Source organism: Streptomyces sp. NPDC096176 (assembly GCF_044763255.1).
GTDB lineage: Bacteria > Actinomycetota > Actinomycetes > Streptomycetales > Streptomycetaceae > Streptomyces.
The window spans coordinates 108,101-120,786 of sequence record NZ_JBIWFV010000002.1 but is presented as its reverse complement, the minus strand read 5'-3'; the positions used below and the strand labels follow the sequence as shown (position 1 = coordinate 120,786).

11 protein-coding genes are annotated in these 12,686 nt (G+C 71.0%); 7 read left to right on the top strand and 4 right to left on the bottom strand.

Annotation, left to right across the window (positions count from 1 at the left end):
* Positions 1–554: 554 nt before the first annotated feature.
* Entirely contained in the window at positions 555–884 is a 330-nt protein-coding gene (locus tag ACIQ7Q_RS05710; protein ID WP_403856640.1) for a hypothetical protein, read from the top strand.
* Positions 885–895: 11 nt separating this feature from the next.
* Here ACIQ7Q_RS05710 and ACIQ7Q_RS05705 read toward each other — a convergent pair whose 3' ends face one another.
* The 3 genes from ACIQ7Q_RS05705 to ACIQ7Q_RS05695 form a co-directional block, all read right to left on the bottom strand.
* Positions 896–1,078: a hypothetical protein gene (locus ACIQ7Q_RS05705; protein WP_403856638.1), complete on the bottom strand. Its 183-nt coding sequence runs from the start codon at positions 1,076–1,078 to the stop codon at positions 896–898.
* A gap of 197 nt (positions 1,079–1,275) precedes the next feature.
* A complete protein-coding gene (locus ACIQ7Q_RS05700; protein ID WP_403856636.1) occupies positions 1,276–1,461 on the bottom strand; it encodes a hypothetical protein in 186 nt (61 codons plus the stop codon).
* 84 nt (positions 1,462–1,545) lie between these two features.
* Positions 1,546–2,415, bottom strand: coding sequence for a bifunctional DNA primase/polymerase (locus ACIQ7Q_RS05695; protein ID WP_403856634.1), 870 nt, complete (start codon positions 2,413–2,415; stop codon positions 1,546–1,548).
* A 311-nt stretch (positions 2,416–2,726) separates the two neighbouring features.
* Between ACIQ7Q_RS05695 and ACIQ7Q_RS05690 the strand changes: the two genes are divergently transcribed.
* The 6 genes from ACIQ7Q_RS05690 (at position 2,727) to ACIQ7Q_RS05665 (ending at position 8,382) form a co-directional block, all read left to right on the top strand.
* On the top strand, positions 2,727–3,032 hold the full coding sequence (locus ACIQ7Q_RS05690; protein ID WP_403856632.1) for a hypothetical protein: 306 nt from the start codon (positions 2,727–2,729) through the stop codon (positions 3,030–3,032).
* Between the two features lie 243 nt (positions 3,033–3,275).
* Complete coding sequence (locus ACIQ7Q_RS05685; protein ID WP_403856630.1) at positions 3,276–4,178, top strand: bifunctional MaoC family dehydratase N-terminal/OB-fold nucleic acid binding domain-containing protein; 903 nt, start codon at positions 3,276–3,278, stop codon at positions 4,176–4,178.
* A gap of 84 nt (positions 4,179–4,262) precedes the next feature.
* Entirely contained in the window at positions 4,263–4,712 is a 450-nt protein-coding gene (locus ACIQ7Q_RS05680; protein WP_403856628.1) for a MaoC family dehydratase, read from the top strand.
* Positions 4,709–5,878 (top strand): lipid-transfer protein, encoded by a 1,170-nt coding sequence (locus ACIQ7Q_RS05675; RefSeq protein ID WP_403856626.1) that lies wholly within the window; start codon positions 4,709–4,711, stop codon positions 5,876–5,878. Before ACIQ7Q_RS05680 ends, ACIQ7Q_RS05675 begins: the two co-directional genes overlap by 4 nt.
* 122 nt (positions 5,879–6,000) lie before the next feature.
* Positions 6,001–6,555, top strand: coding sequence for a SigE family RNA polymerase sigma factor (locus ACIQ7Q_RS05670; RefSeq protein ID WP_403856624.1), 555 nt, complete (start codon positions 6,001–6,003; stop codon positions 6,553–6,555).
* 180 nt (positions 6,556–6,735) lie between these two features.
* Entirely contained in the window at positions 6,736–8,382 is a 1,647-nt protein-coding gene (locus ACIQ7Q_RS05665; RefSeq protein WP_403856622.1) for a long-chain fatty acid--CoA ligase, read from the top strand.
* Positions 8,383–8,632: 250 nt separating this feature from the next.
* Here the strand turns inward: ACIQ7Q_RS05665 and ACIQ7Q_RS05660 are convergent, their stop codons facing one another.
* Entirely contained in the window at positions 8,633–12,640 is a 4,008-nt protein-coding gene (locus ACIQ7Q_RS05660; RefSeq protein WP_403856620.1) for a PAS domain-containing protein, read from the bottom strand.
* Positions 12,641–12,686 lie beyond the last annotated feature (46 nt).

The window sequence follows — 12,686 nt, the reverse complement described above, 5'->3', positions numbered from 1 at the left end:
CGTTCACCTTGTCTCACCCTGGATCCGGGGGGCCCACCTTTGGCCAGTGCGTGTGGCCAAGCTGCGGCCACGATGAGCGAGCTTCACGCGTCGCCGCCTGACGTTGACGCCCGTCCTGGCGTATGACGTCTGGACGGGCGACAAGTCTCCAGGGTGATTTGATCGCCTGAACCAAGAGACTTGTGGGCCGGCGCAGGTAGGCACGGTCATCCAGCCGCGCTCGTAGTTGCCCGGAATCCGGTGGCCTCGGCTGCCGCGAAACAGTGAGTCCCGACCCGGTATGGATGCTGTTGGTGAATTCGGGGGCCTGCGTGACGTCGGTCTGCAAGACCTGGTTGTGGTCTCGAAGACCGACATCGTCGTTCGGGGTGGATGCCGATGTCGATGCGTCCGTTCAGGGATGGTGCGCTTTGGATCGACGTATACAGAGCTCCTGGACAGGTCGTGTGATGATCTTGCGTCGCTCGCCCCGTGCAGCGACCGGGCACTGTGATCATGGTTGCGACCAATGATCACCTCATCAACATCGCAAAAAAGACATGCCTAATAAGCGCTTGAGCACCACACTCCTCGGAGGAGTAGCCGCTGTCACGCTCGCCCTGGGCGGAACCCTGGCGACGGCGTCCAGTGCCGCTGCGGTCGGCTCATCGGCGTGCACCAAGAATGTCGCGGACCAGACGTGGTACACCACGTCTCTCAGCGACGGCCCGCGCGTCCTTCAGTCCGGGCCCGGCGCCGCCTACAAGGACAAGACCCAGCTGTGGGGCGGCGCCCCCTTCCGGGTGTACTGCAAGACCACGAACAAGTACGGCAACACCTGGTACTACGGGAAAGCACTTGACGCTGGCATGACGGGCTGGCTGTACTCGAAGGCCTTCGACTAGAACCTGTAGGCCTACGAGCCGGTGGAGCCCCCCGTCGAGGTGCCGAGCTCTGTGGATGAATCCGGCGCCTGCGTGACGTCGGTCTCCAAGACCCGGTTGTGGTCTTGGAGACCGACGTTGTTGTACGGGAGGGTGTCGATGTCGATGTCGATGCGGCCGGTGGCGCCGGGGGGACGTTCAGGAAGAGACGGCACGGAGCGAAGGCGGGATCGAGCGTTGGGGCGGCCTTGAAAACCGTCCGTGACGCGAGTCATCGTGGGTTCAAATCCCACACGCACCGCTTGCAGGTCAGAGGGCGCGGCTTCGAAAACGGAGCCGCGCCCTCTGTATTCACCGCGGCCTGGCGCCGCTCATGGTCCTCACTCGCTCGACCAGCCGGTCCCGCTGATGGTCACTTGGAGCCGGGCTTGTCGTCGTGGTCACGGCAGCCGGTGATGCCCACGACCTGGACGGGCACGTTGCTGTCGGTGTTGGTGCCGTCGCCCAGTGGGCCGCTGCTGTTGAGGCCCCAGGCGGATACGGTGGTACATCGCCCACTGTGTTCAGCAGCCTTTCGGTGCTGTGAAGCCCACGACATGCCGGAAGAGGCGTGCGTGGGAGTGGGTGACAGAAGCCGCCGCTCCGTTTCGGCAGCCTTTGGCGCGCTCGAGCAGGGCGGGCGTCAGCGGAGACCGCGGCCGGAGGTGAGGCGGTCGGCGGAGGCGATCGTGGCGCGGGCCTCGCGTTCGGTGAGGCCGGCGTGGACCGCCGCGTCGACGAGTGCGTCCGTCAGGGAGTCGCCCAGCCCGTTCTCGTACGCGCGGCAGGCCGCCCAGAACAGCCGGGTGTTGCGCTGGCCCTCGTGTGCCGCGAGGACGAACTGGACGAGGCCCTGCCCCTGTTCGTGTGCCGGTGCCGGCGTGGAGCGCGGGCGGGCGGGGGGTGTGATGAGGCGCAGCAGGGCGCGTGGGCAGGGCGCGGGCGGCAGATGTGCCGTGCCCGGGGCGATGCGGTAGGCGCCGTGGGCGGTGACCGAGCCAGGGCCGACGAGGTAGCCGCCGGTGCCGCGGACGTCGATGCCGGGGGCGAGCCGGCTCGCCGAGTTGGGGACGACGACCTCGGGCGGGCCCGTCAGCCAGAGGTGGCGGCCGCCGCTCGGGGTGAGGACGGTGACCGTCTCCGGAATGGTGAACAGGTGGCGCAGCGCCAGGTGCTGCAGTTCGGACATGGAGTCGGTCGACGACTTGGTGTCGAGGTCGATGCCGATCAGGTGGTGCGGCGGGCGTCCGCACGCGATGCCGTAGCCGGTGGCCCAGGGTGCGGCGGCGAACAGGGCGCGTATGCCGACGGGGTCGGTGGTGGCGTCGTGGACGCCGTGGCCGGGGAGGCCGCATTCGCCACGGCAGAGAACCGGCTGGCCTTCGCCTCGGTGGGGCGAGCGCAGGGCGGGGAGCTTGGTCGCGGACAGGGGGATGACGGGGAGCCCGCGCTCGGCGGCGGAGAGAGCGTGGGCGAGGGCCAGGGTGGCGGTCTGCCGGGCGGTGATGGCCATGCCTCCATTTTCGTACACACGTTCGAAGAAGGGAAGGGGGGGGGAGCCGGTGGAAGGCGGCGGGGAGGTTCGGTTTGTGCTGATCGAGGCCGTGGCTCCCAGGGGCGATGCGTTGATGGCGACCTCGTGGACGAGAAGAGGGTTTATCGACAAGTCCTCACGCTTGCGAGCGAACGCCCCTTCCGGGGTGATTCGCCGGGGATTGCGTGGGCAACTCTGATCTCGCGACGTCGTGATCAAGTCCGAAGCGGAAGGCCAACCGCTCTGGAAAGCGAAGCACTTGGGCGTTCCGATACATGGAGGAAAAGAACATGGCAAGCATCCGTTCAGCCCGCGTCCTCGCCGCTACCGCCGCCCTGCCTCTCACGATCGCGCTCTTGGGCGGTGTTGCCCAGGCCGACAATGGCGGGTTCGCGGACGACGGGTCGAACGTGTCCGTGGCCACGATCGCCGGCAGCGGCGTCTGGGGTGACAACTTCGGCAACGCATCCACCACCCAGCAAGTGGCGACCGGCCCCGGCGCGAGTAATCAGAGCAATACGGCAGGGGTCAACGGGCTCGGCTTCACAGTCGTCGACCAGGACAACGTCACCGTGAACTTCTCGCCTCTGTGGTGACGGCCGGCCCGAGGGGAGGGTGAGCCGGAGGTGAGGCTCGGACCGAGGGGAGGGCGAGTCGGGGGAGGAGGAATCGAGGGAGGGCGAGTCGAGGGAGGAGGAACCCAGGGAGGGTGAGGCGGGGGAAGAACGTCTGTGCGGCGGCGCTTGGGGGCGCCGCCGCACAGACGCGTTCCGGGGCATGGGGCGTCGGCCCGTGTCGTGACCTTGACGGCGCGACGGAACTGACGGACAGTCAGATACGTGGTTACGGACGAGTTGTACGCGCAGCTGAAAACGTACGAGGGCCGGGCCGCCGTCACCTCCGGCGTGGGCAAGGATCTCGTCAACGAGCCGATGATCAGGCACTGGTGCGAGGCGATGGGGGACACCCATCCCGCCTACGCCGGGCGGGACGCCGTCGCTCCGCCGACCATGCTCCAGGTGTGGACGATGGGCGGCCTGTCGGGTCACACCGATCGGACAGCCGCGCAGGACGAGCTGTTCGCGCTGCTCGACGGCGCCGGGTACAGCTCCGTGGTCGCCACCGACTGCGAGCAGGAATATCTGCGGCCCCTTCGACCGGGCGACCGGATCACCTTCGACGCGGTGATCGAGTCCGTGTCGGAGCGCAAGACGACCAAGCTGGGGACGGGCTATTTCGTCACCACGCGGATGGACGTGCGAGCCGGTGGCCGGCTCGCAGGCACGCACCGCTTCCGGATCCTCAAGTACGCCCCCGAGGAGCGCAGGCCCAAGGGAACGCGTCCGCGGCCGGTGATCAACAGGGACAACGCGGGATTCTGGGAAGGAGTGGCCGCGCACCGGCTGCTCATCCAGCGGTGCGGCGGCTGCGGGACGCTGCGTCTGCCCTGGCTGCCGGGGTGCGGTTCCTGCGGATCGCCCGAGTGGGACACGGTCGAGGCGAGCGGCCGGGGCAGCGTCTTCTCCTATGTGGTCATGCACCATCCACCGTTCCCCGCGTTCGACCCGCCGTTCGCGGTGGGCCTGATCGAGCTGGCGGAGGGAGTGCGCTTCGTGAGCAACGTGGTGGGTGTGCCGTACGACATGGTGCGCATCGATATGCCTGTGGAGCTGGAGTTCCTCGGCGTGGACGGCGAGTTCGAGCTGCCCGTCTTCCGGGGAGAACGGGGCGGTGACGGTTGACGTGGACTCCACGCCGACCGCCTGTCGGAGGCGGCGCCGAAGTCCTGTCCGAACCGGGCGCATTGCTCGGAAGGAGGAAATCCGATGACCCCGAGGACCCCGACGACCACCGCGGGCGCGAGCTGTCCGGTCCCATGCGCCGGCACGCAGCTGCCGCCCCTGACCGTCCCCGTCACCCGCACGCTGATTGTCGCCGGAGCACTCGCCTCACGCGACTACCAGGACGTGCACCACGACGCGGAGCGGGCCAAGGAGAAGGGCTCTCCCGACATCTTCATGAACATCCTGACGACGAACGGCCTCGTCGGCCGGTACGTCACCGACTACTTCGGCGACGGTGCCGTGCTCCGCAAGGTAGCCATACGGCTCGGCGCTCCCAACCACCCGGGCGACACCATGGTGTTGAGCGGCACGATCGGCGCCTTCGACGGGACGACGGCCGAAGTGCGGGTGGTCGGTGCCAACAGCCTCGGCAACCACGTCACCGGCACGGTGACGGTGGCCCTCCCGCCCCTCCCGGAGGCCGGCACATGAGCATCCGGCAGAGGGACACCCTCGGTGGCAGGGCGGCCGTCGTGGGCATCGGTGCGACCGAGTTCTCGAAGGACTCGGGGCGCAGTGAGCTGACGCTCGCCGTGGAGGCCGTGCGTGCCGCGCTCGACGATGCCGGCCTCTCCCCCGCCGAGGTCGACGGCATGGTCACCTTCACGATGGACACCAGCCCGGAGATCACCGTCGCCCAGGCCGCGGGCATCGGTGAGCTGTCCTTCTTCTCCCGTATCCACTACGGCGGAGGTGCGGCATGCGCCACCGTGCAGCAGGCGGCGCTGGCCGTCGCCGCGGGGATCGCCGATGTCGTCGTCTGCTACCGGGCGTTCAACGAGCGCTCCGGTCGGCGTTTCGGTTCCGGAGTGCAGCGCAGGGAGCCGTCGGCGGAGGGGGCCGCCCTCGGCTGGAACCTCCCCTTCGGGCTGCTCACTCCTGCCTCCTGGGTGGCGATGGCCGCCCAGCGCTATCTGTACGCGTACGGGCTGACCCCAAAGGCGTTCGGCCAGGTCGCGGTCGCCGGCCGGCGGTACGCGGCCACGAATCCCGCCGCGTATTTCCACGGCCGCCCGATCACCCTGGCCGACCATGCCGCATCCCGGTGGATCGTCGAGCCGCTTCGGCTGCTGGACTGCTGTCAGGAGACCGATGGCGGCCAGGCCCTGGTCGTGACCAGTGTCGAGCGGGCCCGGGATCTGCCTCAGCCGCCTGCGGTGGTCCTCGCCGCCGCGCAGGGTGCGGGCAGGGCCCAGGAGCAGATGACCAGTTTCTACCGCGACGATCTCACCGGCCTGCCCGAGATGGGGGTCGTCGCCCGACAGCTGTGGCGGACCTCCGGTCTCGCACCGGCCGACATCGACGTGGGGATCGTCTACGACCACTTCACGCCGTTCGTGCTGATGCAGCTGGAGGAGTTCGGTTTCTGCAAGCCGGGGGAGGGCGCCGACTTCGTGGCCGCGGACCTGCTTCCGCTGAACACCCACGGAGGGCAGTTGGGAGAGGCGTATCTGCATGGGATGAACGGCATCGCCGAGGCGGTCAGGCAATTGCGCGGCACGTCGGTGAACCAGATACCGGGCGCGGCCAGGACCCTGGTCACGGCGGGCACCGGCGTCCCCACCTCGGGGCTCGTCCTCGGGGCCGACAGCGCATAGCCCCTGAGGGTGCCCTCCACCTTCAGGAGGTGCAGCCCCCGCCGCCCCTACAACCTGAGGGGGACAAGGCTTCGGGACCTGGGGCCGATCCGCGACGGCGGGTCCGCTCCTAGCGTGGAGCCATGACCACGCCAGTCTGTACGAGCGCTTCCAAGGCCGCCGCGCCGGTGCCGTCGTACACGCCCTACACATCGTTCTCGTCGTACGTACGGGTGCGGGGGCCCGTGCTGCTGCGCACCGCGCGGTCGCTGACCTCGAATCCGAGTGACGCCGAGGATCTGCTGCAGACGGCGCTCACCAAGACGTATGTCGCCTGGGAGCGCATAGAGGACCATCGAGCGCTCGACGGATATGTGCGCCGTGCCCTGCTGAACACGCGTACGTCGCAGTGGCGCAAGCGCAAGGTGGACGAGTTCGCCTGCGACGAGCTGCCGGAACCGGAGACCGTGCCGGCGACCGATCCCGCCGAGCAGCAGGTCCTGCACGACGCGATGTGGCGCGCGGTGATGAAGCTGCCGGACCGCCAGCGGGCGATGGTCGTGCTCCGCTATTACGAGGACCTGAGCGAAGCCCAGACGGCCGAGGTGCTCGGCGTCTCGATCGGTACGGTCAAGAGCGCCGTTTCCCGGGCGCTCGGCAAGCTCCGCGAGGACCCGGGGCTCTCCCCGGTACGCTGAGGCACTGTTTCAGGCCACTCGGCGGGGCCGCCGAAGCGATCCTCTGTGCGCTGTTGTGCGTCATTGCGCGGGGATGTGCCGGGATTCCTTACCCCCGGGTAGTGACATACCGCGTGGTATGTGCGCAGAATCTTCCCACCTTTTCTGCCACGTAGCGCTAGCGCCCACCGGGAGGACGCCGTGCTGAGCACCATGCAGGACGTACCGCTGACTGTGACCCGCATCCTCCAGCATGGGATGACGATCCACGGGACATCACAGATCACCACCTGGACGGGGGAGCCCGAGCCGCAGCGTCGCACCTTCGCCGAGACCGGCAGGCGGGCGACCCAGCTGGCCAATGCCCTGCGCGACGAGCTCGGCATCGACGGCGACCAGCGGGTCGCCACCCTGATGTGGAACAACGCCGAGCACGTCGAGGCGTACTTCGCGATCCCCTCCATGGGCGCCGTGCTCCACACGCTGAACCTCCGTCTGCCCGCGGAGCAGCTCGTCTGGATCGTCAACCACGCCGCGGACCGGGCCGTGATCGTCAACGGCTCCCTGCTGCCCCTGCTCGCCCCGCTGCTGCCGCACCTGCCGACGATCGAGCACATCATCGTCTCCGGCCCCGGCGACCGCTCCCTCCTCGCCGACACCGAGGCGCAGGTCCACGAGTACGAGGAGCTGATCGCCGGCCGCCCGACCACCTTCGACTGGCCGGAACTGGACGAGCGCAGTGCCGCGGCCATGTGCTACACCTCCGGCACCACCGGCGACCCTAAGGGCGTCGTCTACTCGCACCGCTCCATCTACCTGCACTCCATGCAGGTCAACATGGCCGAGTCGATGGGCCTGACCGCCAGCGACACCACCCTCGTGGTCGTCCCCCAGTTCCATGTGAACGCCTGGGGCCTGCCGCACGCCACGTTCATGACCGGCATCAACATGCTGATGCCGGACCGCTTCCTGCAGCCCGCGCCGCTCGCCGACATGATCGAGCGGGAGAAGCCCTCGCACGCCGCGGCCGTTCCCACCATCTGGCAGGGTCTGCTCGCCGAGGTCACCGCGAAGCCCCGCGACCTGTCGTCGATGAAGCAGGTCACCATCGGCGGCGCCGCGTGTCCGCCTTCCCTCATGGAGGCGTACGACAAGCTCGGCGTGCGGCTCTGCCACGCGTGGGGCATGACGGAGACCTCGCCGCTCGGCACGATGGCCCACCCGCCGGCCGGGCTGAGCGCGGAGGAGGAGTGGCCGTACCGCATCACGCAGGGCCGCTTCCCCGCCGGTGTGGCGGCGCGGCTGGTCGGCCCCGGCGGCGAGATCCTGCCCTGGGACGGCGAGTCGGCAGGCGAGCTGGAGGTGCGCGGCACCTGGATCGCCGGCGCGTACTACGGCGGCGCGGGCGGTGAGGACTTCCGACCGGAGGACAAGTTCAGCGAGGACGGCTGGCTGAAGACCGGCGACGTCGGCGTGATCAGCCCCGACGGCTACCTGACCCTGACCGATCGCGCCAAGGACGTCATCAAGTCGGGCGGCGAGTGGATCTCCAGCGTCGACCTGGAGAACGCGCTGATGGCCCACCCCGAGGTCGCAGAGGCCGCCGTCGTAGCCGTACCCGACGAGAAGTGGGGCGAGCGTCCGCTGGCGACGGTCGTCCTCAAGGACGGTTCGACCGCGGACTACCACACGCTGAAGACCTTCCTGTCCGCGACGATCGCCAAGTGGCAGCTGCCGGAGCGCTGGGCGGTGATCCCGGCGGTGCCGAAGACCAGCGTCGGCAAGTTCGACAAGAAGGTCATCCGCAGGCAGTACGCGGACGGTGAGCTGGACGTCACCGAGCTGTAGCAGCGGCAGAGGTGCGCGAGGGGCCGGCGGTTGTCACGCCGGCCCCCTTCACGTCAGTTGGCGCCGGTCCCGTTTGGGCCGTCAGGTGACGCCGGTCCCGGTGGGGCCGGTCTTAGTGGGTGCCGCTCCCCACGGGTGCCGGAATTGGTGCCGGTTCCAGTCGGGCCGGCCTCAGCCCGGGCCGGCGCCGCTCCGCTCTGTCCCGCCCCGGTCCGTGCCCCGGTCCGGCCGGCTCCCGGTCGGGGCGGTCTCAGTTGGTGCCGATCTTCGCCAGCAAGTCGACGATCCTGGCCTGCACCTCGTCGCTGGTGGAGCGCTCCGCGAGGAAGAGCACCGTTTCCCCCGAGGACAGCCGGGGCAGCTCCTCCTGGTTGAGGCCGGCCGACGTGTAGACGACCAGCGGCGTGCGGTTCAACTGGCCGTTCGCGCGCAGCCAGTCGATGATCCCGGCCCGGCGGCGGCGTACCTGCATCAGGTCCATCACCACCAGGTTGGGCCGCATCTGGGTCGCGAGCGTGACCGCGTCCGCGTCCGCTCCCGCCCGCGCGACCTGCATGCCGCGCCGCTCCAGGGTGGAGGTCAGTGCGAGGGCGATCTCCTCGTGCTCCTCGATCAGGAGCACACGCGACGGGTGCTGGTCGCTGTCCCGCGGGGCCAGCGCCTTGAGCAGCACGGCCGGGTCGGCGCCGTACGCGGCCTCGCGCGTGGCTTGACCGAGCCCCGCCGTCACCAGCACCGGCACCTCGGCGGCCACGGCGGCCTGGCGCAGCGACTGCAGCGCGGTACGGGTGATCGGCCCGGTGAGTGGGTCCACGAACAGCGCGGCCGGGAACGCCGCGATCTGCGCGTCGACCTCTTCGCGCGAGTGCACGACGACCGGCCGGTAGCCGCGGTCGCTGAGCGCCTGCTGCGTGGAGACGTCGGGGGCGGGCCACACCAGCAGCCGCCGCGGGTTGTCGAGCGGCTCCGGGGGCAGCTCGTCGTCGACGGGCTGCGGCTGCGGCCGGTTGGCCACCTCGACCGCACCGCCGGGGCCGTCCAACGGCTGGGGCCCTTCCGCCCCCTCGTCCGGTGCCCCGATGACGTAGGCCCTGCCCTCGGTGCGGCTGTCCGTCCGGTCGGCGGAGAGCCGGGGCCCGTTCTGCTGGGCGGCCGTCGGCGTCGCCGGAACCGGAACGGGTGCCGCCGTCGGCTGCGGGTGCGGACGGGCGGCGGGCTCGGGGAACGCGCTGTCGGCGCGTGTCGCCAGCTTGCGGCGGCGGCCGGAGCCGAGGGTCTGGTTCTGCTGCTGGGTGAGGTGCTGCGCGAACGGTACGCCCTGGCCGAGCGTGCGCACGCTGAACGCGCGCCCCTGTGTGGAGTCCGCAGCGGCCGGTTCCTCCGCCGGCAGCGGCTGCGCGGCCGGCGGCCGGACAGGCTCCGGCGCGGGCAACGCGCGGTTTCCGGGCGCCGCCTCCTGCGGTTGCGGCTGTGCCTGCGGTCGGGCCTGCGCGGCGGCCGGGACCTGGGCGGCGGCCGAAGCGTCTGTCGGCTGCGCCTGGCCCTGGGCCGGTGCCGCAGGCGGCAGAGGCATCGATACGGAACCGGTGTCCGGGGCCCGCACGGAACCGGTGTCCTGGGTCTGCCCCGGCGCGGCGGTGTCCCCGTCGGTCACGCCCACAGAGCCCTGCCCGCCGCCCGAGGTGCCGTCCTGCACCCAGTCGGCCCGACCGGTCGCCATCGGCCCTTCGGGACCTGCCGGACCTGCCGGACCTGCCGGACCTGCCGGGACGGGAGCCGACGGACCCGCCAGGACCTGACCGGCACCGGTCGACTGCTGCGGCATCGACTGCTGCGGCATCGGCTGTTCGCCCTGGCGCGCACGCCTGCGTCCCGTCGGCGCGGGGTGCTGCTGCGGCGGGGTGTGGTGCTGCGTGCCCGGTGCCGTGGTCACGGCGTCGTGCCGCTCCGGCGTGGAGTCGTCCGCCGTGCCCGCCGTGGCGGGCACCCGGTCGGCCTCGGCCGGCGGCAGCGCGAACGCGGCGCGCGGTCCGCTCTCGGCCTCGGCCGGTGCGGCAGCCAGCGCACGCCTCGCGCGCCGGCCGGCCGGTTGGGCCGGCTGCTGAGCCACGGCCTGCGGGGCCTGCTGCGGGCCGGCCGGCGCGGCTGAGAGCTCCGGCCGGCCGCTTTCGACGGCTCGCCGCGCGCGCCGCCCCGAGGGCTGGAGACCCTGGGCGTCGACCGGTACTCCCTGCGGCGGCACGGTCTCCCCGCGCGCAGCGCGTCCGCCCGCACCCTCGGCGGCGGTCACCACAGCGCCCTCCGCGGGCCGTAGGGCGGCCACGGCGTTCTCCACGGGGCTGGGGCGGCCGCGTCGGCGACCGGTCCCGCCGCTGCTGCCCGTGCCCTCGCCCTTGTCCTGCGCGGGGATGAGTTCGGCGTCCGGGTGTGTCGCCCGGCGCCGTCCGGTCGGCTGCGCGGCCACGGGGTCCTCCATGGCCACGGGGCTCTCCAGGAAAGCGTCCGTGGACGAGCGACGCGCCCGCCGCCGCCCGCCGCCCCCGGACGTCGTGGGAGCGGGGTCGGTAGCGGGGACGGGGTCGGACGACTGCTGCGCGGGCAGCACGGCCATTTGCTCGGCGACCGGAGCGGACGGGACCGTCCCGGCGCCCTCGCCCAGCGGCACCTCGAGCACGTACGCGCTGCCGCTCATCCCCGGCACCTCGTGCGTCTGCAGCACACCGCCGTGCGCCCGTACGATCCCGCGCACGATCGGCTCGTGCACCGGGTCCCCCCCGGCGAACGGCCCGCGCACCTCGATCCGCACGACGTCGCCGCGCTGCGCCGCCGCGACCACGACCGTCGAGTCCACATATCCGCCGCCGGGCACCAGCCTGGCCTTGCCGGTGGAGTCGACGCCCGCCACGTCCGCGACCAGGTGGGCGAGCGCCGTCGCCAGCCGTGCCCCGTCCACCTCGGCCTCTATCGGCGGCGCGTGCACCGCGAACTGCGCGCGCCCGGGGCCGATGAGTTCGACGGCGCCGTCGACTCCGGCCGCCACGACCGCGTCGAGGAGGACATTGGACTTCGTCAGCCGCTCCACGCCCGTGTCGAGCCGCTGATAGCCGAGAACATTGTCGACAAGTGTGGTCATCCGGGCGTAACCGGCGGCGAGATGGTGCAGGATCTGGTTCGCCTCGGGCCACAGCTGCCCGGCCGGGTCCGCGGCCAGCGTGCCCAGTTCGGTGCGCAGCTCCTCCAGCGGACCGCGCAGCGACTCACCGAGCACGGCGGTCAGCTGGGCGTGCCGGGCGGCGAGATCCTCGTACCGTTCGGTGCCCGCCTCCAGCTCGGACGCGTAGCGCTCGGCCTTGTCGGCGAGCTCCGCCTCGTACCGTTCCGTGGCGTCGGCGAGCTCCGCGGTGAGCCGCTCCGTCGTCTCCGCCAGCTCGGCGGCGTGCTTCTGTGCCTGCTCCTCGTAGGGCCGCCGGTCGGTGAACGTCATCACCGCTCCGACCAGCTGGTCCCCGTCACGCACCGGTGCCGTGGTCAGGTCGACGGCGACCTTGTCGCCGCTCTTCGTCCAGAGCACCTGGCCCCGCACCCGGTGCTTGCGCCCCGACTTGAGGGTGTCGGCGAGCGGCGACTCCGCGTACGGGAAGGGCTCGCCGTCGGCACGCGAGTGCAGGATCAGCGGGTGCAGTTCCTGGCCGCCCAGGTCGCTGGCGCGGAAGCCGAGGATCTGTGCGGCGGCCGGGTTCACGAGCACGACCCGCCCGTCGGTGTCCGTGCCCACCACGCCTTCCGACGCGGCCCGAAGGATCATCTCGGTCTGCCGCTGCGAACGCGCCAGCTCCGCCTCGGTGTCCATGGTCCCCGACAGATCCCGGACCACGAGCATCAGCAGCTCGTCGCCGGTGTACGCGTTGTACGAGTCGTAGGCCTCGCGCCCGTCCTCGAGGCTCGCGCTGGTCACCTCGACCGGAAACTCACTGCCGTCCGTACGCCGGGCGATCATGCGGGCCGGCTTGGTGCGGCCGCGCTCGTCGGCGGCGTCGGGACGGCGCATGGAGCCGGGGATCAGCCGGGAGTCGAACTCGGGCAACAGGTCGAGCAGCCCCCGCCCGACGAGCGCGGTGCCCGGCGCCTCGAACAATTCGAGGGCGATGGTGTTGGCGTTGACGACCGTGCCGTTGGCATTGACGAGGACGAGCCCGTCCGGAAGGGCGTCGAGTATGGCTGCGAGGCGAGCAGCGCCTCGGGATGGCCTGCTGCTCACGACGACGGTTCCTCCCTGACCTACTGCATATTGCGGACGGCCGGCC

Coding starts and splice junctions, on each gene's coding strand:
- ACIQ7Q_RS05700 (WP_403856636.1), bottom strand. CDS start 1,461: ATGTCGTGGGCTTCACAGCACCGAAAGGCTGCTGAACACAGTGGGCGA.
- ACIQ7Q_RS05695 (WP_403856634.1), bottom strand. CDS start 2,415: ATGGCCATCACCGCCCGGCAGACCGCCACCCTGGCCCTCGCCCACGCT.
- ACIQ7Q_RS05690 (WP_403856632.1), top strand. CDS start 2,727: ATGGCAAGCATCCGTTCAGCCCGCGTCCTCGCCGCTACCGCCGCCCTG.
- ACIQ7Q_RS05680 (WP_403856628.1), top strand. CDS start 4,263: ATGACCCCGAGGACCCCGACGACCACCGCGGGCGCGAGCTGTCCGGTC.
- ACIQ7Q_RS05675 (WP_403856626.1), top strand. CDS start 4,709: ATGAGCATCCGGCAGAGGGACACCCTCGGTGGCAGGGCGGCCGTCGTG.
- ACIQ7Q_RS05670 (WP_403856624.1), top strand. CDS start 6,001: ATGACCACGCCAGTCTGTACGAGCGCTTCCAAGGCCGCCGCGCCGGTG.